26 protein-coding genes are annotated in these 21,046 nt (G+C 44.2%); 2 read left to right on the top strand and 24 right to left on the bottom strand.

What is annotated here, in order from left to right; all coding sequences use genetic code 11:
* Positions 1-100 precede the first annotated feature (100 nt).
* The 22 genes from spoVAF to ansA form a co-directional block, all read right to left on the bottom strand.
* Entirely contained in the window at positions 101-1,582 is a 1,482-nt protein-coding gene (gene spoVAF / locus FB592_RS14720; protein WP_003230471.1) for a spore germination protein SpoVAF, read from the bottom strand.
* Positions 1,533-2,144 carry a stage V sporulation protein SpoVABEA gene (gene spoVAEA / locus FB592_RS14715; RefSeq protein WP_003230469.1) on the bottom strand — a complete coding sequence of 204 codons (612 nt, stop codon included), beginning with the start codon at positions 2,142-2,144 and terminating at the stop codon, positions 1,533-1,535. Before spoVAEA ends, spoVAF begins: the two co-directional genes overlap by 50 nt.
* Before the next feature lie 7 nt (positions 2,145-2,151).
* Positions 2,152-2,502, bottom strand: a complete 351-nt coding sequence (gene spoVAE / locus FB592_RS14710; RefSeq protein WP_003230467.1) for a stage V sporulation protein AE — start codon at positions 2,500-2,502, stop codon at positions 2,152-2,154.
* Between the two features lies 1 nt (position 2,503).
* Positions 2,504-3,520, bottom strand: coding sequence for a stage V sporulation protein AD (gene spoVAD, locus FB592_RS14705; RefSeq protein WP_003230465.1), 1,017 nt, complete (start codon positions 3,518-3,520; stop codon positions 2,504-2,506).
* 12 nt (positions 3,521-3,532) lie between these two features.
* The gene (spoVAC, locus tag FB592_RS14700) at positions 3,533-3,985 is read right to left on the bottom strand and encodes a stage V sporulation protein AC (protein ID WP_003223947.1); all 453 of its coding nucleotides are present in this window, start codon (positions 3,983-3,985) and stop codon (positions 3,533-3,535) included.
* A 12-nt stretch (positions 3,986-3,997) separates the two neighbouring features.
* Positions 3,998-4,423 (bottom strand): stage V sporulation protein SpoVAB, encoded by a 426-nt coding sequence (spoVAB, locus tag FB592_RS14695; protein ID WP_003230463.1) that lies wholly within the window; start codon positions 4,421-4,423, stop codon positions 3,998-4,000.
* Positions 4,413-5,033: a stage V sporulation protein SpoVAA gene (gene spoVAA, locus FB592_RS14690; protein ID WP_015714205.1), complete on the bottom strand. Its 621-nt coding sequence runs from the start codon at positions 5,031-5,033 to the stop codon at positions 4,413-4,415. The genes spoVAB and spoVAA overlap by 11 nt, the downstream gene beginning before the upstream one ends.
* A 126-nt stretch (positions 5,034-5,159) precedes the next feature.
* Positions 5,160-5,927, bottom strand: a complete 768-nt coding sequence (gene sigF / locus FB592_RS14685; RefSeq protein ID WP_003230458.1) for an RNA polymerase sporulation sigma factor SigF — start codon at positions 5,925-5,927, stop codon at positions 5,160-5,162.
* Between the two features lie 11 nt (positions 5,928-5,938).
* On the bottom strand, positions 5,939-6,379 hold the full coding sequence (gene spoIIAB / locus FB592_RS14680; RefSeq protein ID WP_014477237.1) for an anti-sigma F factor: 441 nt from the start codon (positions 6,377-6,379) through the stop codon (positions 5,939-5,941).
* Positions 6,376-6,729, bottom strand: coding sequence for an anti-sigma F factor antagonist (gene spoIIAA / locus FB592_RS14675; RefSeq protein ID WP_003223957.1), 354 nt, complete (start codon positions 6,727-6,729; stop codon positions 6,376-6,378). The genes spoIIAB and spoIIAA overlap by 4 nt, the downstream gene beginning before the upstream one ends.
* Positions 6,730-6,824: 95 nt before the next feature.
* Entirely contained in the window at positions 6,825-7,994 is a 1,170-nt protein-coding gene (gene dacF, locus FB592_RS14670; protein ID WP_031315198.1) for a D-alanyl-D-alanine carboxypeptidase DacF, read from the bottom strand.
* Positions 7,995-8,148: 154 nt separating this feature from the next.
* Positions 8,149-8,964, bottom strand: coding sequence for a purine nucleoside phosphorylase I, inosine and guanosine-specific (locus FB592_RS14665; protein ID WP_003230447.1), 816 nt, complete (start codon positions 8,962-8,964; stop codon positions 8,149-8,151).
* 12 nt (positions 8,965-8,976) lie between these two features.
* Positions 8,977-10,161: a phosphopentomutase gene (deoB, locus tag FB592_RS14660; protein WP_015251776.1), complete on the bottom strand. Its 1,185-nt coding sequence runs from the start codon at positions 10,159-10,161 to the stop codon at positions 8,977-8,979.
* A 160-nt stretch (positions 10,162-10,321) separates the two neighbouring features.
* Complete coding sequence (gene xerD, locus FB592_RS14655) at positions 10,322-11,212, bottom strand: site-specific tyrosine recombinase XerD (protein ID WP_021479959.1); 891 nt, start codon at positions 11,210-11,212, stop codon at positions 10,322-10,324.
* A 7-nt stretch (positions 11,213-11,219) separates the two neighbouring features.
* Entirely contained in the window at positions 11,220-11,447 is a 228-nt protein-coding gene (locus FB592_RS14650) for a YqzK family protein (RefSeq protein ID WP_003230440.1), read from the bottom strand.
* A gap of 124 nt (positions 11,448-11,571) precedes the next feature.
* Positions 11,572-12,021, bottom strand: coding sequence for a ferric iron uptake transcriptional regulator (fur, locus tag FB592_RS14645; protein WP_003223972.1), 450 nt, complete (start codon positions 12,019-12,021; stop codon positions 11,572-11,574).
* A gap of 112 nt (positions 12,022-12,133) precedes the next feature.
* On the bottom strand, positions 12,134-12,778 hold the full coding sequence (spoIIM, locus tag FB592_RS14640) for a stage II sporulation protein M (RefSeq protein WP_004398593.1): 645 nt from the start codon (positions 12,776-12,778) through the stop codon (positions 12,134-12,136).
* Positions 12,779-12,878: 100 nt separating this feature from the next.
* Positions 12,879-13,094 (bottom strand): hypothetical protein, encoded by a 216-nt coding sequence (locus FB592_RS14635; protein ID WP_015384016.1) that lies wholly within the window; start codon positions 13,092-13,094, stop codon positions 12,879-12,881.
* A 98-nt stretch (positions 13,095-13,192) separates the two neighbouring features.
* Positions 13,193-14,512 (bottom strand): NAD-dependent malic enzyme, encoded by a 1,320-nt coding sequence (locus tag FB592_RS14630; RefSeq protein WP_004398731.1) that lies wholly within the window; start codon positions 14,510-14,512, stop codon positions 13,193-13,195.
* 17 nt (positions 14,513-14,529) lie between these two features.
* Positions 14,530-15,936, bottom strand: coding sequence for a malate-H+/Na+-lactate antiporter MleN (gene mleN, locus FB592_RS14625; RefSeq protein WP_014480178.1), 1,407 nt, complete (start codon positions 15,934-15,936; stop codon positions 14,530-14,532).
* Between the two features lie 140 nt (positions 15,937-16,076).
* On the bottom strand, positions 16,077-17,504 hold the full coding sequence (aspA, locus tag FB592_RS14620) for an aspartate ammonia-lyase (protein WP_014477246.1): 1,428 nt from the start codon (positions 17,502-17,504) through the stop codon (positions 16,077-16,079).
* 44 nt (positions 17,505-17,548) lie between these two features.
* Positions 17,549-18,538 carry an asparaginase gene (gene ansA / locus FB592_RS14615; protein ID WP_004399032.1) on the bottom strand — a complete coding sequence of 330 codons (990 nt, stop codon included), beginning with the start codon at positions 18,536-18,538 and terminating at the stop codon, positions 17,549-17,551.
* Positions 18,539-18,719: 181 nt separating this feature from the next.
* Between ansA and ansR the strand changes: the two genes are divergently transcribed.
* Positions 18,720-19,070: an HTH-type transcriptional regulator AnsR gene (gene ansR / locus FB592_RS14610; protein WP_004399024.1), complete on the top strand. Its 351-nt coding sequence runs from the start codon at positions 18,720-18,722 to the stop codon at positions 19,068-19,070.
* An 8-nt stretch (positions 19,071-19,078) separates the two neighbouring features.
* On the opposite strand, the gene FB592_RS14605 is transcribed toward ansR, so the two are convergent.
* Together FB592_RS14605 and nudF are read right to left on the bottom strand one after the other, a co-directional pair.
* Positions 19,079-20,242, bottom strand: coding sequence for a TIGR00375 family protein (locus FB592_RS14605; RefSeq protein ID WP_103803316.1), 1,164 nt, complete (start codon positions 20,240-20,242; stop codon positions 19,079-19,081).
* Positions 20,239-20,796 (bottom strand): ADP-ribose pyrophosphatase, encoded by a 558-nt coding sequence (nudF, locus tag FB592_RS14600; protein WP_004398600.1) that lies wholly within the window; start codon positions 20,794-20,796, stop codon positions 20,239-20,241. Before nudF ends, FB592_RS14605 begins: the two co-directional genes overlap by 4 nt.
* A 74-nt stretch (positions 20,797-20,870) precedes the next feature.
* Here nudF and mciZ point away from each other — a divergent pair, with 74 nt between their 5' ends.
* Positions 20,871-20,993, top strand: coding sequence for a Z-ring formation inhibitor MciZ (gene mciZ / locus FB592_RS14595; protein WP_003230420.1), 123 nt, complete (start codon positions 20,871-20,873; stop codon positions 20,991-20,993).
* The last annotated feature ends 53 nt before the right edge of the window (positions 20,994-21,046 follow it).

Raw genomic sequence — 21,046 nt, 5'->3', positions numbered from 1 at the left:
TTCCCTCTTTCTCCGCTTATGGATGAAAGGACAGTTTTATGGACTGTCCCTTCATAATTAAGACATACATTATCATACTCTTCAGTCAGTTTCAATGCGATTATGAATTGGTAGGCTGTCTTAAACGATTTTTGGGGTGAACGATACTGGGTCTTACTTTTGCGCCAGGTTTCGCTGTGCGGACAAGAACCTGCCACAGCGCCTTTCCGTTAAAGGGAATCAGCGGCCATAAGTACGGTGTCTGAAGGGATTTGATGCTTGCCATGGCAATAATTAGCACTGTAAATCCGATGACGAGCCCTTTTATATGAAATAAGGCAACGAGTATCATGAGGACAAGACGGCTCATTTTGTTTGCCAAGCTTAATTCATAACTAGGCGTCGTAAAGGTTCCAATCGCCGCAAGTGAGACGTACAGAATTACCTCAGGAGAAAAAAGGCCGACCTCAATCGCAATCTGCCCGATCAGAACAGCGGCAATTAAACCCATTGCTGTCGATAAAGCCGTCGGGGTGTGAATGGCAGCCATTCTGAGAAACTCGATTCCTAAGTCAGCTAAAAATATCTGCAGGATGATCGGGATATGCGTATCTTTATTTAAACCGATAAATTTCATGTTGTCCGGGAGCAGATCAGGCTGAAGCACAAAGAGAAACCAGATCGGAAGAAATAAAGTAGAAGCAAGAATACCGAAAAATCTTACCCATCTTAAAAAGGTCCCGACTGAAGGCGCCTGCCTATATTCTTCAGCATGCTGCACATGGTGAAATAAAGTCGTCGGGGTAATGATCACACTCGGCGATGTGTCCACTATAATGATAACATGGCCTTCTAGAACATGATTTGCGGCCACATCCGGTCTTTCTGTATAGCGCACGAGCGGAAAAGGATTATAGCTTTGATTAACAATGAATTCCTCGACAGTTTTGTCTGCCATTGTTAATCCATCGACATCAATGGATGCAATTTCTTTTTCTACGATCTCAACCAGATCCGGATCAGCTATATCTTCTATATAACAAATGCTTAAATCCGTCTTTGACCGCTCACCAACTTTAGTCATCTTGACTCGAAGGCGCTCGTCTCTGATCCGCCTTCTGAGAAGGGCCGTATTGACGACGATATTTTCAACAAATCCGTCTCTGGCTCCCCTGACCACCTTTTCCGTATCAGGTTCTTCCGGGTTTCTGCCCGGATAGCTTCTGACGTCAATTATAAATGCGAAGCCTGCACCTTCAACAATGACAGCGACGAGCCCAGACAGCACTTGGTCGGTGGTTTCATCCAAGGTTTTTACTTTTTCGACCTGGGCGTTAAGCAGCCTGTTTTCGACGATGTCGACCAGCTCATCAGGGTCTTCTTTCCGATTGTTAATGGCGACAAGCTCTCTCATTAAATGAATAATATAGGCTGTATCGCATAATCCATTTAGATAGTAAAGCTGGATCTCTTTATCTAAAATCGTGAGCTTGCGAACACCTACATCATAGCTCGTCCCCATCCCAACACGGTTTTTGAAATACTCTTCATTTTTAGCTGGATTCCGATAAACCCGAATTTTCTCTTCCTTGTGGTCCGGCATGATACCCGCTCCTTTCTAAAATAAACTCGACCGCTTTCATGGTGATTGGCGACCCTTTTGAGATATCGTCTTTTCTGCCCATTTTGCCGATATCCCCGATACCGACAATAAGCGGGAGATCAAGTTTATCAAGGCAATAGACTGTATCTCCACTCATTCTGTGGTCATCAAATTCTCTTTCCCCGACTTTATCGACGCCGTATTCAGTTATTTCTCCATTGCGGTCAATGCTTACATCGACCCTGGTCCATTCAGCCTGATGTGTTTTTGACGCGACCGCAATCACACCGAGCACTTCAATAGACGGATGGGTTGCGACATAGGTTAGAGCGGCTTCTCCCGGACCCTCTCCTTGAAGGCCGGAGTCGTCAAACATGACAAATACAGGATCATACGGTGCTGAGGCGATCAGCTTGACAAGCTCGGCGCCGCTGCGGGTGGAAGGATTCCCTTTTGATTGTGAAATACATCGACCTCCCACTTTGCTTGCGGCGTATTCAATTGTTTTAGCGGCATAAACATCCCCGTCTGTTACCAGTATGACCTTGCGTTTTGTCGTCATGTCGGCATTATCCTTTCGGTTTGAAAATAACAGCTACGATAAAGGCGAAAAGAATAGCGGCTGAGATACCGGCCGAGGTCAGCTCAAAAATCCCCATGCCGATTCCGATAAATCCGTGTATATGCGCCTGATGCATGGCGCCGTGCAGAAGACTGTGACCGAAGCTGACGATCGGAACGGTGGCGCCTCCTCCGGCAAATTCAATAAATTTATCGTAAATGCCGAAACCATCTAATATTGCACCGATTACAACAAATGATGTCATGACATGAGCTGGCGTCAATTTAAAAATATCCAAGAGCAGCTGGCCGACGATACAAATGGCCCCGCCGCAGACAAAAGCCAAAAGGTAGTCCATGTTAAGATGCACCTCCTGCACGCTCAAATACAACCCCGTGGGCGATAGTCGGGATGGTTTCTTTTTGCTGGATCATTGTCGGGCTTAATAGTGCCCCGGTCGCTACGACAAATACACGGTTTAATTTTCCTTCTCTCAGCTGCTTAAAAATATGAGAGTAGGTGACAACCGCTGAACAAGCACAGCCGCTCCCCCCGGCAAAGACCTGCTGATCCGGAGTGTAAATCAGAAGCCCGCAATCATCATGCTTTGTGCCGACTGGATATCCATCTTCTTTTAAGATGTCTTTTACGATTGGAGAACCGACGCCTGACAGGTCACCTGTCAGGATTAGATCATAATCATCCGCTGTCCGGTTGAGATCTTTAAAGTGCTGCTTAATCGTATCAGCTGCAGCCGGAGCCATAGCCGATCCCATATCAAAAGGGTCTGTAATTCCTAAATCAGAAACCTTTCCGACAGTCGCACTTGTGATTTGGATATCACCCGGTGTCTGACTGATGACAACTGCACCGCTTCCGGTTACAGTGGAGGTAGCAGTGTCCGGTTTTTGGCCTCCGTATTCTGTCGGATAGCGAAACTGTCTTTCCGCAGTTGCATTGTGACTGCTAGTGGCAGCGAGTGCCCTTTTGGCAAACCCGCCATCAACTAAGGCTGATGCGACAGCCACTGTTTCCATTGATGTTGAACAGGCGCCAAACATACAAAGAAATGGGATTTTCAAGTGTCTTGCCACATAGTTAGCCGTCACGTTTTGGTTCAGCAAGTCGCCTGCCAGCAATAGGTCAATATCATCTTTTGTCAGATTGTTTTTTTGAAGTGCAACATTAACAGCGTCTTCCATCAGCTGCCGTTCCGCCATTTCCCAGCTTTTTTGATTACAATGCATTTCGTCATAGGTTTTATCAAATAAAGAGCCGAGCGGTCCGTCTTTTTCCTTTGGTCCTGCTGCCGTTCCCGCTGAGTTGACAAATATGGGATGTTCAAATACCCAGGTTTGCTTTCCTGTTAATTTCATTTTCTTCTCCTCCTATGACATCAGTTTCTCAAAAGCAAACCGAATCATTCCAACGATGTATGCAGCTACAACTCCGAAAACAATAACATTTCCTGCCAGTTTAAACATATTTGTCGCTACTCCAAGCACTAATCCTTCGCTTTTATATTCAAGAGCCGCGCTTGCCATACTGTTGGCAAAACCTGTGACAGGTACGGCTGAACCTGCGCCTGCGAATTGTCCGATTCTGTCATAGATGCCAAACCCTGTAAGTAGGGCGGAAATTAATATCAGCGTTGCAGCTGTTGGATTCCCCGCAGTTTTTTCATTGAAATCAAAAAAATGGATATAAAAATTTTGCAGACCTTGCCCGATTGCACAAATCAGTCCGCCCACTAAAAAGGCTTTTACACAGTTCCAGACGTAAGGCGGCTTAGGCTGATATGTTTTCACTTTTGATTTGTAATTTTCTTTTATGTTTGTCATCTTGAAACCTCCTTATGAATGGTCAATAAAGTACAGCCAGTGAAATAAAGATCCCGCGATTTTCCCAATCACGATGGCCATTAATAAAATAATGATTTTACTTCTGAGCCCGATTCGTTTCGCCAAAATCGGCAGGACATTTAAAACTTCTGTAAGAGCAGCCGCTAGCATCCCGACGAACAAACCTGCCAGAAGCCCGACCGGCACAGCTATCCATTTTGTTAGATAAAGATGATTCATGTGAAGCGTCTCCCATCCCCCGCAAACCGCGCCAAGAATGACAGCCGCTTCATAAGCCTGAACAAATCTCATTGTTTTGGTGAGCTGCATCAGCCGCGGAATGATTCCCATTACGGTTAAAAAAGCAACGAAACCCGCCCCCACCGTTATGCCTCCGCCGAGCCCTACAAAAATAATGAACAATACACTAACGATCATGCAGATCCTTTATGGTTTCTTGATTCTCATGCATGGCCACATATTGATCGAGATCAAGCTGATAGTTAAACATCTCAACCTCCAGCGGGCTGGGCTCTTCATTTAGGCGCTTTTTAAATATGTGGTTAAAAAACACGATCATCCCCAGTCCCAAACCGATGCTGTATGGGATTTGAAGCAAATATGGATAGTCATTCCTCTCTCCGGTTATGATTTCATATAGTGCGATATGAACATCTCTCATGCTTACATCCTCATGAAAGTTCATGATGGCAAGACACGATCCAATAAACAGAAGCAGCCAGACACCGATAAATAGAACCGTTGATAAATTTCGCTTTCGATATTGAATTTCAACAATGGTTTCTGCTCCGCCTACGGTTTGAACATCAAGTGTCGGATCTTGTAAATGAATGGCTCTGAGGACTTGTATGATATCCAGAATTACGATATTTTTATCTTTTTCGCTCACCTGATAAAGCGGCATAGCCGAAAGTTTCTTTTTCAGCTGAAGCTGCCCTTCTATTTGCGCGGCATCTCCAACGGTAATAATATCCCCTGGATGTGCCAGCACCCGGTGGCGAAGCCGGATAAATATTCGTCGTTCCATCATTGATCACCATCTTTCGGTGGTTATATATGTAGTATGTGGTTCGATTTTGTTCTCATTCATCCGCTCGAAAAGACCATAAATTACCACGCTTTTGCACACAAAAAAGCTAGCCTGCACTGCAGACTAGCCATCCGTATGATCCATTTGAACCTTGATCTGTTTTAATATTTTCTTTTCAAGCCTGGAAACCTGCACCTGAGAGATCCCGAGCCGCTCAGCCACCTCGGACTGTGTCTGGTCTTTATAATATCTGAGATAGACGATTAGTTTTTCCCTTTCCTCCAAATCGCTGATTGCTTCTTTCAGCGCAATTTTGTCAAACCATTTTTCTTCTGAGTTGTCAGCGATTTGATCAAGCAGGGTAATCGGATCTCCGTCATTTTCATAAACGGTTTCGTGAATCGAAGATGGAGCCCTTACCGCCTCTTGGGCCAGTACAACATCCTCAGCTTCAATCTCCAAATGGTCAGCGATCTCCTGCACCGTCGGCACTCTGCCCAGTGTTTTCGAAAGCTCATCCTTTGCGCGCCGGATTTTGTTTCCAAGCTCTTTTAATGACCGTGATACCTTTACGGTTCCGTCATCACGGATAAATCGTTGGATTTCTCCGATAATCATCGGCACTGCATACGTTGAAAAACGCACATCATAGGTTAAATCAAATTTGTCAACAGATTTTAACAGCCCGATGCAGCCGATCTGGAAGAGATCGTCAGGCTCATATCCTCTGTTTAAAAACCGCTGTACGACAGACCAAACAAGACGCATGTTTTTTTCTATGAGGAGGTCTCTTGCCTGCTGGTCGCCATTTTGGCTTTGTTTGATTAATTCCTTTACTTCATGATCCTTCAGCTGAGCGTTTTTGCCGTTTTTCTTAACCTCCACATCCATAACAAATCTCCTTAATTACAAAGCGCTTTGCTTTTTGATAAGTGCTTTGTTAAGCGAATCGTTGTTCCCATTTCAGGCGATGAATCGATACTGACATCATCCATGAAATTTTCCATAATGGTAAAGCCCATTCCAGAGCGCTCAAGCTCAGGCTTAGTCGTAAATAGAGGCTGACGGGCTTCTTCAAGATCTGTAATGCCTAAGCCTTCATCACGAATGGTCATATATACGACATGATCTTCCAGCGTTACTGAAATGTAAACTTTCCCTTCACAGTTCTCTTCATATCCATGGATAATTGCATTTGTGACAGCCTCTGACACGACTGTTTTGATTTCAGTCAGTTCATCCATTGTCGGGTCCAGCTGAGCTATAAATGAAGCAACTGTCACACGGGCGAACGATTCATTCTGACTGAGGGCAGAAAACTCAATGTGCATTTCATTTTTCATGATGCCACCCCCAGTGTCAGGAGCGCCTGCTGTTCAGATTGTTCAAATCGGATAATTTTAAACAGACCCGACATATCAAACAATCGCTTCACCGCAGGAGAGATAGCGCAAACGACCATTTCCCCGCCAATTTGCTTAATTTGCTTGTATCTTCCTAAAATAACGCCAAGCCCTGAGCTGTCCATAAAGGAGAGGTCCTCCAAGTTCAGCACGATATGGCGAATATCATCCTTCTCCAATGATTGAGTCACTTTTTGCTTCAGGGTTTCAGCCGTATGGTGATCGAGTTCGCCTGTTAATCGAATACAAAGCACAGATTCTTTGACATGCATGTCAATTCCAAGGCTCATGCTCATTCCTCCTTGATATGATCGGATAATGAGTGTTTCGATTTCGACGGAATGAATTCCTTCACCGTGACAAAACTAGTGGTCATTCGGCATAATTACTTAAATTTTGTCCAGTCTCCCATCGTCCGCTTCAAGAATGTGATAAACCCGGCTTTCTTCATATCTTCTTTTGCAGCAACAGGACTTTCAGCGAGTACTTCTCCATCCTTTTTCAGAACAAGAGTGCCAAGCTCTTGGCCTTTTTGAATCGGAGCACTAATATTGTCCTTCATCTTGATTTCTTTTTTCACATCGTTCATATCCTCGCCTTTTTTCGTCAATATTGAAATCGGCTCAGATGTAGTGAGTTCGATAAATTTTTGTTTCCCTTTTTTGACCTTTACTTTTGCTACTGTTTCATTTCGTTTATATAAAGGATGCGTTTCATACTGGCTAAAGGCGAAGTCAAGCATTTTTGTCACTTGCGCGTTTCTTTCTTTAGGCGTGCTCGCTCCGAATACAACCGCTATGGCCCGCATGTTTCCTTTTTTAGCCGAAGCAGTCAGACAATATTTCGCTTCGCCTGTATAGCCTGTTTTTACGCCGTCTACACCAGGATAAAATTTGATAAGGCGATTTGTATTTACAAGCCAAAACTTTTTATCTGTATTTTCACGCAGATAATCTTCATACGTGCCGGTAAACTTCGTAATTGATTCGTATTTCAATAATTCCTTAGCCATGATTGCCATGTCATAAGCAGAGCTGTAGTGCCCTTCCTCGGTCAGTCCTGTTGGGTTTTTAAAGGATGTATTTTTCAATCCCAGCTCTTTTGCTTTTTTATTCATTTTCTTCACAAATTCTTCTTCAGAGCCGGAAATAAATTCAGCCATGGCAACGGAAGCGTCATTCCCCGAAGCGATTGCGATGCCTTTCAGCATTTCTTTGACAGTCATTTCTTCGCCGGGCTCAAGGAATATCTGTGAGCCGCCCATTGACGCCGCATGTTCGCTTGTACGGACCTTATCACTCATTTTGATTTTGCCTTTATCTAAAGCTTCCATAATCAAAAGCATCGTCATAATTTTCGTCATGCTTGCAGGCGCCAGTCTCTCATTGCTGTTCTTGTTGTAAAGCACTTTTCCCGTGTCACGTTCTATCAGCACCGCAGACTTCGCTTCATGAGCAAGCTCCGATGTACGTTTTCCGTCTTGTTTTGCAAATGCAGACGGTGCAAATGTAAGCAGCATTATACCAATCAACAAAGTGGATAAAAGACGTTTCATCTCAAAAGCCCTCCATTTCATAATCCTTTTTATTTTTTCCAAGCGGGATGGTTTTATACGCCACTGATGGAAAATGTTTCGAATTTTGGGCATAAAAAAAGACAGCTGTGTGATATCAGACACAGCTGTCTTTTGATCCTGCATTGATTCATATTTATTCGTACTGAGCGACGATCGCTTTAACAAGCTTTAAGAATCCAGCTTTTACTTTTTCGGTCACTTCCATAACTTCATCGTGACTTAAAGGCTGATCCAGAATTCCGGCTGCCGCGTTAGAGATGCAGGAAATGCCAAGAACCCGCATTCCCGCATGATTCGCTACAATGACTTCCGGAACAGTAGACATGCCGACTGCATCAGAGCCCATCGTTCTTAAGAAACGGACTTCTGCCGGTGTTTCGTAAGAAGGTCCTGTCACAGCAGTGTACACGCCTTTTTGAATTGGGATATTAAGGTCTTTCGCAATCTTTTCAGCCAGGCTGGACAGATCTTTGTCATAGGCTGAAGACATATCTGGAAATCTGGCGCCGAAATCTGCTTCGTTTGGCCCGATTAACGGGTTTGTTCCCATAAAGTTGATATGATCGGTAATAATCATTAAATCTCCCGCACGGAATTCAGTGTTGACACCGCCTGCGGCATTTGTCACGATCAACGCTTCCACACCGAGCGCTTTCATCACGCGTACAGGGAATGTGACTTTCTCCATTGAGTAGCCTTCATAAAAATGAAAGCGGCCCTGCATTGCAATGACGGAAACTCCTTCAAGAGTGCCAAGCACAAGCTGTCCGGCATGCCCTTCAACAGTAGATACCGGGAATTCAGGTATATCTTCATATTTCAGCTTGACTGGATTTTCGATTTCGTCCGCCAAAATGCCAAGACCTGAGCCTAAAATAAGGCCGATCTTCGGAGATTCCGGCAGGTTTTGTTTAATAAAAGCGGCTGCGCGTTCAATTCTGTCCTTCAAGAAACAGTCCCCCTATTGTAATAAAGATAAAAAGCTTTTCCCGTATTTCGGTTTATTTGTTTGGAAATTATCAGCGATCGTTGCGCCAATATCGGCAAATGTATCTGCAAGCGGCAGCATTTGCGCTTTCTTATGTTTTTTGCTGTAAGCGAGAATCGGCACATACTCGCGTGTATGGTCAGTCCCATGATGAATCGGATCATTGCCATGGTCGGCTGTAATAATTAACAGATCGTCTTCTCTCATTTTTTCAAACACTTCCGGAAGCCGCGCATCAAATTCTTCAAGCGCGCGTCCGTAGCCTTCAGGGTCACGGCGGTGTCCGAATAACGCGTCAAAATCAACAAGGTTCGCAAAGCTCAGACCCGTAAAGTCTTCTCCCAGCGTATCGATCACCTTGTCCATTCCGTCCATATTAGAAACCGTTCTGCGTGAAGAAGTAATGCCTTCTCCGTCGTAAATATCAGAGATTTTACCGATTGAAATCACATCTAAGCCGCTGTCTTTCAATTCATTCATGACAGTACGATCAAACGGTTTAAGGGCATAGTCATGGCGGTTTGGCGTCCGTTTGAATTGACCCGGCTCTCCGACGAACGGCCGTGCAATAATGCGGCCAACCATATATTTCGGATCAAGCGTCAGCTCTCTCGCCGTTTCGCAAATGCGATACAGCTCCTCAAGCGGCACAACCTCTTCGTGAGCGGCAATTTGCAGAACAGAGTCAGCAGACGTGTAAACAATTAAAGCCCCTGTCTCCATGTGCTCCTGACCAAGCTCATCCAAAATCGCTGTGCCGGAAGCCGGCTTGTTTCCAATAATTTTGCGGCCAGATCTCTTTTCCAGCTCTTGAAGCAATTCATCAGGAAAGCCTTCCGGGAACACTTTAAATGGTTTATCAATGTATAAACCCATAATCTCCCAATGGCCGGTCATCGTATCTTTTCCGTTTGACGCTTCTTGCATTTTTCCATAGTAGGCAAGCGGATGTTCTGTTTTTTCTACACCTTTGATATCTTCGATAAGACCAAGGCCGAGCTTTGCCATATTCGGCATATGTAATCCGTTCATATGCTCGGCAATATGACCGAGCGTATGAGCGCCTTCGTCATTAAAGTCAGCGGCATCCGGCGCTTCGCCGATTCCGACTGAGTCCATCACAATTAAAAACACACGATTATATTTGTATGCAGGCATCTTGAAAGCCTCCTTTTTTTCTATACGTCTATTGTATCGCTAAGAGGTCTGACAACTCAAGTATAAACCGTTTTCATTCCCGTTGACAATGCATTTGGAAATAATGAGAAACTTCAATATTTTCTGTCGCTCTAAACAAAAAAGCCGCAGCCACCTGCGGCTATGCTCGCGGATGAAACTGCTTGTACACATCCTTCAGCCTTGTTTTCGTCACATGCGTATAAATTTGCGTCGTGGATATATCCGCATGACCGAGCATTTCCTGCACCGCTCTTAAATCTGCCCCGTTCTCAAGCAGATGCGTCGCAAAGGAATGCCTTAGCGTATGCGGAGTCAGCTCTTTCTTAATGCCGGCTTCCAACGCGATTTTTTTCAGGTTCTTCCAAAATCCCTGGCGGCTGATCTGTTTGCCGTGATGATTTAAAAAGAGGGCGTCAGATACATTATTTTTTAACAGTTTTCCCCTGGCTTTTGTCATATATTCCTCAATGGCGGAAGCGGCGGCTTCACCAATTGGCACAATCCGTTCTTTTCTTCCTTTGCCGAAGCATCGGACAAACCCCATAGATAAATGAACATCTGTCGTTTTCAACTCAGTCATTTCACTGACTCGTATGCCTGTCGCATAAAGCAGCTCCAGCATTGCTTTATCCCGATATCCGAAAGGGCTCGTCAGCTTAGGCGTGTCCAATAATCGCTCGACTTCATTGAGTGCGAGCACCTTCGGAAGCGCCCGTTCCGTCTTTTGTGTTTCGATATGAACGGAAGGGTCCTTATCCGTTACTTTTTCCCTGAGCAGAAATTGATGAAAAGAGCGAATAGATGCTAAATGCCGCGCCGATGTCTTGCCGGATTTCCCCGAGTCCTTCAAATGCTTTAAGTATTGGATAATATGTATGCGGGTAACGTGATTCCAATCTGTAACATGAAGGGTTTCTGTTAAGTAGAGAGAATAGCTTTTCAAGTCACGTTCATAGGATACGATCGTATTTTGAGAGAGCCCTCTCTCTACCATGACGTAGTGGATGAAATCCTTTATTTGAACTTTCACTCTTGATCTACTCCCCGTTTTGGTAAAAAAAGATCAACCGGTCGAACCATCCGCCTTTTTCATCCTGATCCATTTCAACAACTTTTACAGCGGAGCCTTCCGGTTTATCATACCGATGATAGTTTTCATACTCTTGATTCACCCATATCATAGCATAATAGAACAAAGCGGTAAAACCGGTAAACAGGATGAAAACTTTCAATGCATCGACAGCTGTTTTCAGGAATCTTCCCATGTCCTAATCGATCCTTTCCCTATGGTTCCAGTTATATAAACCATATGCCAAATCAGAAAGGTTTTATACATAGAAACAGCAAAAAACCCTTTCCCCATGAGAAAAGGTTCGCGCTCGGCACCGTCTATTCAGTTTCTTTTCCGTTACAGCGGTGGCAAATGCCGTGAAACGTCAATCTATGATCTTTAATCTTAAATTTCCAATCACGTTCAATGATTTCTTCCACGTCTTCAAGCAAATCTTCTTCAATTTCATCAACGGCTCCGCACTCCATGCACACCAAGTGGTGATGAAAGTGAGCTGCGCCCTCTTTCCGAAGGTCGTAACGGGACACACCGTCTCCAAAGTTAATTTTATCTACGACTTTTAATTCAGTTAATAATTCAAGCGTACGGTATACTGTAGCGAGACCGATCTCAGGAGATTTCTCTTTTACGAGGAGGTATACATCTTCTGCGCTTAAATGGTCTTCTTCGTTTTCAAGCAGCACTCTTACTGTCGCTTCACGCTGTGGCGTAAGTTTATAGCTGGATGAGTGCAGTTGTTTCTTAATTCGATCAATACGGTTTTCCATGTCTTTCCCTCCTACGCCGCATTCCATGACTCATTATAACAAAATACGCGCAGAGTTCCAACTATAATTATTATAAACTGATAAATAAAACGGTTTTCTTTTAATAATAATTTTAAAAAAGTCTAGATGTAAGCTTTTCCATTAAAACAGGAGATAAGTATGCTTCAAAGAGAGATGAGATCAGCGCTAAAAACAGAATGACCAGCAGCACAAAGGCATACCGCCCGAACCATTGAATCGGCGCGTCATGGAGGCTTCGTTTCACGAACAGCTGTCTGATTAACTTTAAAGAAAACGCAATTGCACATGTGCCCATAATGAGATAAGCCGGAATCAGCAGCACATTTTGCGGCAAAACGGAGACAAATGATAGGAAAAACCCGCTTACTCCCATCTGATTGACTAGGAACCCGACAGTAAAGCCGACGACGATCCCTTTCAGAAAGATCATGATGAAAATAATCGGCATCCCAATGACGGAAATTCCCAGTATCCACATCAGGCCTAAATACTTTGCATTATGAAAGATACTTTGCCCAAACATATCAGCTGAACTTGCCTGTTTTCCATCCGAAAGCTGTCCAAAAAATTGACTTAAGTAGTAGTATAAATCTTCTTTCTGGCTGATGGTCATACTGTTGACAATAATCGCGCCAAAGATGACACCCATGAAAAACAGCACTGACACAAATATATAAAGAGAGAGATGATCTTTGACATGCCTGAGAAACATGTCCTTATAAGAGATTTTTCGCATACCGTTTCCTCCCGCCCGTTCTAGTGATTTGATTTAATAGATTGTATGAAAGAAACGGAAAAACATGCCCTTTTTCAAAAAGAAACGATAGAGACGAATGCTAGGCGGCTTTTTGGGGCACAAAAAAATCCTTATCATCAACTGCTGTATGATCATAAGGATTCTTATGCTTCCGTTTATTCAAAATCTCTTTTTTGCTTTTTGTCATTCTTTCATGTGTGCTAAAAGATGGTGTGCTGCCTCTTGATAATAAGACGTCACGTCCGCCGTTTCTCAATCGATGCTCCCGCTTCTTTTTCGCTTGGCTTTTTGCCATGTGATCACTCCCTTTTTTATTTTCATAGTAATGATAACAAAATTGAACAATGATAAGAAAAAACAGCACCTGCTACGACAGGTGCTGTTTAGCTACATTTATTTCACTGCTGTAAGAGCTGCATGCTCGACAGCTGCTGCTACCGCATGATGGACTTTTGAATCAAGCGGCTGAGGGACAACATCACCTTGTTTAGTGCAAGCTGCGATGGCCTCTGCTGCTGCGACAAGCATATCATGATTAATCTCCGTGCTTTTTGCGTTAAGCGCTCCTCTAAAAATCCCTGGAAAACCGAGTACATTATTAACAGAACGCCCGTCAGCTGCATATGCGGCGCCAGCCTGCAGTGCGGCCTCCGGCTCAATTTCCGGCTTCGGATTCGATAAAGCCAGAATCACTTGACCAGAACGTACAAATGCCGGTTTTATTAAACCCGGAACGCCCGTTGTAGCAATGACAATATCACATGTTTCCATAAGCTCCTCAATACTGGAAACTGCCTGTCCGCCGTATTGTTCGAGACGGTTCATTGCTGACTCTGATTTATCTGTGCCGTACACAGCATTCACACCATAAGCCATGAACATCCGGCAGATGGCCACGCCTGCTGCGCCAAGGCCGATTTGCCCCACTTTCGCTTCTTTCAGGTCAACCCCCGCACTCCTGCATGCCGAAATGGCAGCTGCCAGCGTCACTACAGCTGTACCATGCTGGTCATCGTGCATAACAGGGATGTTCAGCTCCTCTTTTAGGCGATCCTCGATTTCAAAACAATGCGGCGAACCGATATCCTCAAGAAGGATGCCGCTAAAGCCCGGAGAAATATGTTTTACTGTTTTGATGATTTCTTCAGGATCACTCGTATCAAGCAGTATCGGAATGCCGCTAATACCCGCCAGCTGATCAAATAAAGCAGCCTTTCCTTCCATGACAGGCATGCCAGCCACAGAGCCGATATTCCCAAGGCCTAAAATTGCAGTTCCATCCGTTACAATTGCAACAGAATTGCTGATCGTTGTATAAATAGAAGCTTTTTCAGGTTCTTTTTCGATCAGTCGGCACACGTCCGCAACACCTGGTGTGTAGACACGTCCCAGCTCTGCCAGTGAACGGATCGGCATTTTGCTTTTCATTTGGATTTTTCCGCCTTCATGTGCGGACAGGACTTCATCAGATACGGTGTGAAGCCTGATCCCTTCTCCGAGGGCCTGTACAGCCGCGATCACTTCCTGAAGCTGTTCTTCATTCTCCACTTGAACGGTAATATTCCGCATTGTGTAATTGGGTCCGACCTTTACCGTCTCCACTTCACCAATATCTCCGCCCAGAAGGCCGATTGCCGTAGCCACCCTTCCAAGATTTCCGGGAACCGAAGGCGTTTCGATCATCAGTGTCCGAATCATGTGTTTCGCTATCATTCAGTGATCCTCCCCTATTAGCCTAGTTTTTCGGCTTTAACTGTATTGTTTTTCGTATACCATATAAATTTTCCTGTATAACCATAGATAATTGCAAGACCTATTGCTACAAAACTGAGCCACATAAACGGCAGATAAGAGAAGGTAGAAACACCTAAAATACCAGCCATGTAAATCCCATTATCAGACCAAGGTACCATCCCCGAAGTCAATGTTCCCCCGACCTCTGAGTTACGTGATAACACTCTTCTGTCCAGATGCAAGCGATCATAGCTGTCTTCCATAATTTTCGGAGTCAAAATAAGAGATACATACATCGCACAGCCGAAGATGTTCGCTAAAAACGCTACGATCAGTGTAGACAATGTGACATTGCCGGCTGAAGTTAATTTCTTTTCAAACGTTGAAACAATGACTTTTAACACGCCGAGTTTCTCAAGCAGACCGCCAAAACCAAGGCCAAAGATGATGACGACGAGAGAATCAAGCATACCGACAATTCCACCGCGGTTTAACAAGCCGTTCAAAAATTCAACATCAGTTTTAATAGAGAAACCGTTGTACGCAGTTGCAATCGCATGGGCAATATCCATCCCTTGGAAAACGACAGCCCAGATTGCACCGAGTAAAGCGCCAATTACGATAACCGGCATAGATGGCTTTTTCATCGCCAATAAGACTATGACGACAACTGCCGGGATCAGCATCCAAATATGAATGTCAAACGTGTTTTGCAAAGATGATTTTAAGAATTCAACTTTATCAAGATCAATATTTTTCCCGCCGTACATAAATCCAACAACTGTAAAGAGTATAGCTGTAATGACATAAGCAGGTATTGATAAATAAAGCATTGCTCTCACGTGAGCCAATACATCAACTTTTGATAGTGAAGAAGCTAGAACTGTACTGTCAGACAGCGGAGACAGCTTGTCCCCGAAATAAGCACCTGAAAGAATAGCTCCCGCTACTAGAGGAAGCGGAATGCCTAAACCCTCTCCAATTGCGATCATGGCAATGCCGGCAGTTCCGACTGTTCCCCATGACGTTCCTGTTGCCACAGACATAATGGAACAAATAATTAACGTTGCCAGTAAAAAGATACTTGGGTGAATAAATTCCAGTCCGTAATAAATCAAAGTCGGCACAACGCCTCCGGCAATCCATGTTCCGATGAGCGCCCCAACTGAAACGAGAATCAGTACGGCTTCAAGGCCATTTGATATCCCATGTACAATCGCATTTTGTAAATCTTTATAAGAATAACCGAGTCTTATACCTAAAAGCATTGCAATAAACCATGAAACAAAAAGCGCCAGCTGTATCGGCAAGTCGAGAAAGACTGTAAACGATAGAACAAGTGCTAAAAATACTCCTAGTACAATAATAATTTCAAATAGTGTTGGCAATCTTACATCCTTCAAAAGAAGTCCCCCTTCATGTAAAAGCTAAAACGCTTTCAATATATAGTGCAACACGTATACTATACTTCCTCATCCCTATGTTGTAAACAGCTTATTCATCCGACTATTCAGAGATGAATAAGCTGTATTTTATACAAATTTTATTTTTCTAATAGTTCTTTCCCTGCGATACCTGGTTTGGTCATCTCATATGGGTTTAAAATAATATCCAATTCTTCTTCAGTCAGCACATCATGCTGCAGGCAAAGGTCACGGACTGATTGGCCTGTCATAATCGCTTCCCGGGCAATTCTGGCAGCCGCTTCATATCCAAGATGCGGATTGACAGCTGTGATCACGCCTGCGCTTTTTTCTACGTATTGCTTCAACCGCTTTTCGTTGGCTTCAATGCCCTTTAAGCAGTTGTCAGTGAACGAACGGAAGCCGTTGTTCATGATGCTGATGGATTGAAGCAAATTAAAGACAAGCACGGGCTCCATGACGTTCAACTCAAGCTGGCCGGCTTCTGAAGCAAGGCAGATTGTATTGTCGTTTCCGATAACCTGGAACGCAATTTGGTTGATCAGCTCCGCCATAACCGGATTGACTTTCCCCGGCATAATAGATGAACCCGGCTGACGTGCAGGCAGAGAAATTTCCGCAAGTCCGGCGCGCGGTCCCGACGCCATTAAGCGCAGGTCGTTTGCGATCTTCGACATGTTCATCATGCAGACTTTTAATGAAGCTGATACCTCTGTATAGGCATCTGTATTTTGTGTCGCATCAACAAGATGGTCAGCGCCGACAAGAGGAAGCCCGCTAATATCAGCAAGGTGCTTTACTACCTGTTTGATATATTCAGGATCAGCGTTCAGCCCTGTACCAACAGCAGTTGCGCCCATGTTGACTTCATATAGGTGCTGGCGCGATTGCTTGATTCGTTTGATATCACGCTCGAGAACACGGCTGTAAGCTTCGAATTCCTGGCCAAGACGGATCGGAACCGCATCTTGAAGGTGTGTCCGGCCCATTTTAATAACAGAGTCAAACTCCTGTGCTTTTTGCTTAAACACACTATGCATATCTTCCATTGTTTTCAGCAGTTTTTCTAAGAGCTTCAATGTGGAAATATGAATAGCAGTCGGGAACACATCGTTCGTAGACTGTGACATGTTCACATGTGTGTTTGGACTTAAATGGATATAATCTCCCTTTTTATGTCCCATGATTTCAAGCGCCCGGTTTCCGATAACCTCATTCGCGTTCATGTTCATAGAAGTTCCGGCACCGCCCTGAATCGGATCGACGATAAACTGATCGTGCCACTTGCCTTCCAGAATCTCGTCAGCGGCTTGTACGATAGCTTGGCCAATTCCTTCATACAGCCGTTTCACGTCCATGTTGGCAAGAGCCGCAGCTTTTTTCACAATCGCCAGTGCGTTAATCATTTCCTCATGGATTTTGTATCCTGTGATCGGGAAATTTTCAGAAGCACGGAGCGTCTGAATTCCGTAATAAACATCTGCCTCAATTTGTTTTTCCCCAAGGAAGTCTTTTTCCACGCGATATTCTTTTTGGCCGTTTAACATAATCTTTAACCTTCTTTCTCTTTGCTGGTTATCGTTTTTACATTTTACAGGACAACGTCATCAGCTATCGGCGTTTCCATAATTCTCTTGACGACAGGAAGATCCGAAGACTGACCTAGCGCCCACATCAATTTTGGCACAATTGCTTCTGTGTTCATATTTCTTGATCGGATAATTAAGTCTTGGTTGACTCTGCGGCCAACCTCGTAAATGCTCATGTCTTCGCCTTCTTCAAGACATTGAGTCGTAATGACGACGACAATGCCGCTTTCGATCAGCTCATTCACTTTTGACAAAATGTCCCTGCCTTCAAACGGCACCCCTCCGCTGCCATAACTCTCAATGACAATTCCTTTGTACATGCTTTTCAGGGCATCAAACATTTCAGGCTTTAAGCCTGGATGCAGCTTCAGCAGACATACATCTGTGCATAGTGAAGTGTCAACTGTGAAGGTGTCGTTCTCAGGTTCCGTTACTTGTTTGTTGTATTCGATCCCGTCTTCATTGATAAAAGCGATATATGGGTAATTGATGCTTTCAAATGCGTCGTAGCTTTTCGTTCTTAATTTGATCGCACGCGTTCCCTGAATGACTCTGCCGTCAAATACAACATAAACGCCGCCCACGCCTTCACAGGCAAATCGAATGGCATCAGTAATATTTTTTTTGGCATCGGTTTTTTGGAACGTGATCGGAATCTGCGAGCCGGTGATGACAATCGGCTTTTTGGCATGCTGCAGCATATACGATAGTGCTGCAGATGTATAGGCCATTGTATCTGTACCGTGAGTAATAACAAACCCGTCATAGGCATCATAATTTTCCTTAACGGCTTCCGCTATTTCCACCCAGTATTCAGGCTGCATATTGGTGCTGTCTATATTCATAAGCGACTGAGTTTCCATTGTGTAATCGTTATCAAGTTTTGATACGTAACTTAATAATTCATCAGCCTTGACTCCGGGAGCCAGCCCATTTTCCCCTTCAACTGAAGCAATCGTTCCCCCAGTTGTCAACATCAATAATTTTTTCATACCATGCACCTCTTCACTGTATCTAAAGATGGGTTGCGAGAAGGTATTCGCTTTTCGCATACTTTTAATGCAATTATAGACACGGAAAATAAAATACGCAAGACATTATTATTCAATTCGCGTACACTTCCTAATACCTATATGATATAATCAGCTCAAGGTGAAAAAGGAGCGGAAGTTCATGAATCTAGATCGTTTAACTGAATTGAGAAAAAAGAAAAATTGGTCGCTTCAATATACAGCTGACCTTCTCGGTATCGCAAAAAGCACATATGCCGGCTACGAGTCAGGCTACCGACGGCCTTCACTTGAAGCGCTTGCCATGCTGGCTGACCTCTTTGACACAACCTGCGATGAACTTTTAGGCCGCGAGAAACAAAAGCAGACTGCTCCTCAGGCCATAGAATTGGCCACGTGGAGCAGCCTTGACTTTACCATTTCTGTTGATGGCCAGCCGCTGAGTGAAGATGAAATCATCCAGCTGATTACCTTTATACGCACAAAAAGAAAAGTACAGGAGGAACTGAGTTAATCTTTAGCTCACGGTTTAATTTTACCGTAGGTTCCTCCTCCTCCGGCTTTCAATTCCAGTTTTCCGGATCTCGCTTTTACGATAAGCGCCGCGGTTTTCGGCGGGACAACGCGAGCCAAATCTTCTTCTGCAGCCTCATGAAGAACAGCCATTTCTGTTCCGAAGGCTTTTTTTAGTTTGTCCAGCGTTTTCGGGCCTACACCCGGAACAAATTGCAACGGGATCTGATGTACATATCGCGGACGCGGGACGCGAACTTCAAGCTGATCACTCAATTCACGCAATCTTTCGCTGACTCCCTTGGTAAATCTGGCATTTCCGCAATTCGCGCACGCTGTTTCCCCGCTTACAGCAGGCTCTCCGCACGCTTCGCAAGCCGTCTGATAATATTTCCCCAATAACGGGTCCAAGCCATAATTTGCGATAATTTTCCTGTCATCTTGTCCCTTTAATGCAAGAGCAAATTCAGTAAAATCAGCTGACTGCACATATAGTTCATTATATTCTCTGCCGATTTTCCCCAACGAATGCGCATCAGAATTTGTTAAAAAAGGATACGGATTCAATTCAGATACCTGTGATGCCATGTCTGTATCACAGCTTAATCCAAGCTCCACCGCGTCTATCATAGATGGATCAAAAACCTCAGTTAAGCTTGATTTAACCCCTTTTCCATATAAGCTTTTATGCGGCGTAAAGATATGGGCGGGGATAAACAAGCCGCCCATATCCTGCACTTTTTTTTGCAGGTTTAAGCCCGTTTCATAAATCCGCTGCGAGCTTAAATGAATATTTTTCAGCCGGGCTGACAGCCAGTTTGAAAACTGTTTCATATCAGCCAGCGTCGGCATAAATACGAGCACATGGATCGGTCCGCTACAGGCTTCATCATAAATCTCCAGTTCGCTCCCCAATAAAAGAGTCGTGCTGCGATAACGGATTCCTCCCCCGTCAAGCTCGCGATATTTTCCAGATGAAATGCCTTCCTCAAGCTCTAGAATGACTTCCGGAGAATGACAGTCGATAATGCCGAGGAGTTCAATTCCTTTATGTTCACTGGCTTCAACCAAAATTCTGTCCAGCGTTAATGTTTTGGCGCCTGTTATTTTGACAGCCCTTCCTGTAAAGGTCCGGCCGATATGAATGTGCAAATCCGCGTAAATCTTTTTCATTTTTGTGCTTGGAGCGCTTCTTTCAGTTGAAGATACTGAATCGCGTAGGCAGTTTTAGCATCATATACTTCACGCGATTCAACCAGCTTTAGCGCATCTTCAAGCGTCACCTCCATCACTTCAACAAACTCGTCCTCATCAAGCTCCCGTTTTTCTTCAAGCACAGAAAGCTCCTCAGCAAGAAAAACGTGAACGATCTCATCTGCAAATCCGGGTGATGTATAAAACGCAGTTATTTTTGTCAGTTTTTTTGCTGTATAACCGGTTTCCTCTTCAAGTTCCCGAAGTGCCGTATACTCCGGCTCCTCACCTTTTTCAAGCTTACCGGCCGGAATTTCAACGATCGTCCGCTCAAGCGGCTTACGGAATTGTTTGACCATGATGATTTTCCCTTCATCTGTGACGGCTAGTACCGCTACAGCTCCAGGGTGTTTCACAATTTCACGTTTACTTGCTTTGCCGTTTGGCAGCTCTACATCCTCGACATAAAGATCAATGACTTTACCCGAAAAGATCTGTTCTTTGGCAATTGTTTTTTCTTCTAATGATTTCATTTCTTCATCTCCCGTTCTGTCTCTATATGATGCCCCATACATTTTATCATACTAGAGCAAAAGGGGGCTTCTTCGTGAAAGTGCACCGCATGCCAAAAGGTGTTGTCTTAGTCGGAAAAGCATGGGAAATTCGGGCGAAGTTAAAAGAGTATGGACGCACATTTCAATATGTGAAAGATTGGATCTCAAAGCCATAAAAGTTGAAACTTTAGCTCCTTTATATTACGGTCAATACAAAGCCTAAAAAAGG

Source organism: Bacillus sp. SJZ110, assembly GCF_006715455.1.
GTDB lineage: Bacteria > Bacillota > Bacilli > Bacillales > Bacillaceae > Bacillus > Bacillus subtilis.
This window is presented reverse-complemented; position numbering and strand designations above follow the sequence as displayed.

What these genes read in the sequence shown, in the direction of transcription:
- spoVAF (WP_003230471.1), bottom strand. Translation starts at nt 1,582, where the DNA reads ATGCCGGACCACAAGGAAGAGAAAATTCGGGTTTATCGGAATCCAGCT.
- spoVAEA (WP_003230469.1), bottom strand. Translation starts at nt 2,144, where the DNA reads ATGACGACAAAACGCAAGGTCATACTGGTAACAGACGGGGATGTTTAT.
- spoVAE (WP_003230467.1), bottom strand. Translation starts at nt 2,502, where the DNA reads ATGGACTACCTTTTGGCTTTTGTCTGCGGCGGGGCCATTTGTATCGTC.
- spoVAD (WP_003230465.1), bottom strand. Translation starts at nt 3,520, where the DNA reads ATGAAATTAACAGGAAAGCAAACCTGGGTATTTGAACATCCCATATTT.
- spoVAC (WP_003223947.1), bottom strand. Translation starts at nt 3,985, where the DNA reads ATGACAAACATAAAAGAAAATTACAAATCAAAAGTGAAAACATATCAG.
- spoVAB (WP_003230463.1), bottom strand. Translation starts at nt 4,423, where the DNA reads ATGATCGTTAGTGTATTGTTCATTATTTTTGTAGGGCTCGGCGGAGGC.
- spoVAA (WP_015714205.1), bottom strand. Translation starts at nt 5,033, where the DNA reads ATGGAACGACGAATATTTATCCGGCTTCGCCACCGGGTGCTGGCACAT.
- sigF (WP_003230458.1), bottom strand. Translation starts at nt 5,927, where the DNA reads ATGGATGTGGAGGTTAAGAAAAACGGCAAAAACGCTCAGCTGAAGGAT.
- spoIIAB (WP_014477237.1), bottom strand. Translation starts at nt 6,379, where the DNA reads ATGAAAAATGAAATGCACATTGAGTTTTCTGCCCTCAGTCAGAATGAA.
- spoIIAA (WP_003223957.1), bottom strand. Translation starts at nt 6,729, where the DNA reads ATGAGCCTTGGAATTGACATGCATGTCAAAGAATCTGTGCTTTGTATT.
- dacF (WP_031315198.1), bottom strand. Translation starts at nt 7,994, where the DNA reads ATGAAACGTCTTTTATCCACTTTGTTGATTGGTATAATGCTGCTTACA.
- deoB (WP_015251776.1), bottom strand. Translation starts at nt 10,161, where the DNA reads ATGCCTGCATACAAATATAATCGTGTGTTTTTAATTGTGATGGACTCA.
- FB592_RS14650 (WP_003230440.1), bottom strand. Translation starts at nt 11,447, where the DNA reads ATGGGAAGATTCCTGAAAACAGCTGTCGATGCATTGAAAGTTTTCATC.
- fur (WP_003223972.1), bottom strand. Translation starts at nt 12,021, where the DNA reads ATGGAAAACCGTATTGATCGAATTAAGAAACAACTGCACTCATCCAGC.
- spoIIM (WP_004398593.1), bottom strand. Translation starts at nt 12,778, where the DNA reads ATGCGAAAAATCTCTTATAAGGACATGTTTCTCAGGCATGTCAAAGAT.
- FB592_RS14635 (WP_015384016.1), bottom strand. Translation starts at nt 13,094, where the DNA reads ATGGCAAAAAGCCAAGCGAAAAAGAAGCGGGAGCATCGATTGAGAAAC.
- FB592_RS14630 (WP_004398731.1), bottom strand. Translation starts at nt 14,512, where the DNA reads ATGATAGCGAAACACATGATTCGGACACTGATGATCGAAACGCCTTCG.
- aspA (WP_014477246.1), bottom strand. Translation starts at nt 17,504, where the DNA reads ATGTTAAACGGCCAAAAAGAATATCGCGTGGAAAAAGACTTCCTTGGG.
- ansA (WP_004399032.1), bottom strand. Translation starts at nt 18,538, where the DNA reads ATGAAAAAATTATTGATGTTGACAACTGGGGGAACGATTGCTTCAGTT.
- ansR (WP_004399024.1), top strand. Translation starts at nt 18,720, where the DNA reads ATGAATCTAGATCGTTTAACTGAATTGAGAAAAAAGAAAAATTGGTCG.
- FB592_RS14605 (WP_103803316.1), bottom strand. Translation starts at nt 20,242, where the DNA reads ATGAAAAAGATTTACGCGGATTTGCACATTCATATCGGCCGGACCTTT.
- nudF (WP_004398600.1), bottom strand. Translation starts at nt 20,796, where the DNA reads ATGAAATCATTAGAAGAAAAAACAATTGCCAAAGAACAGATCTTTTCG.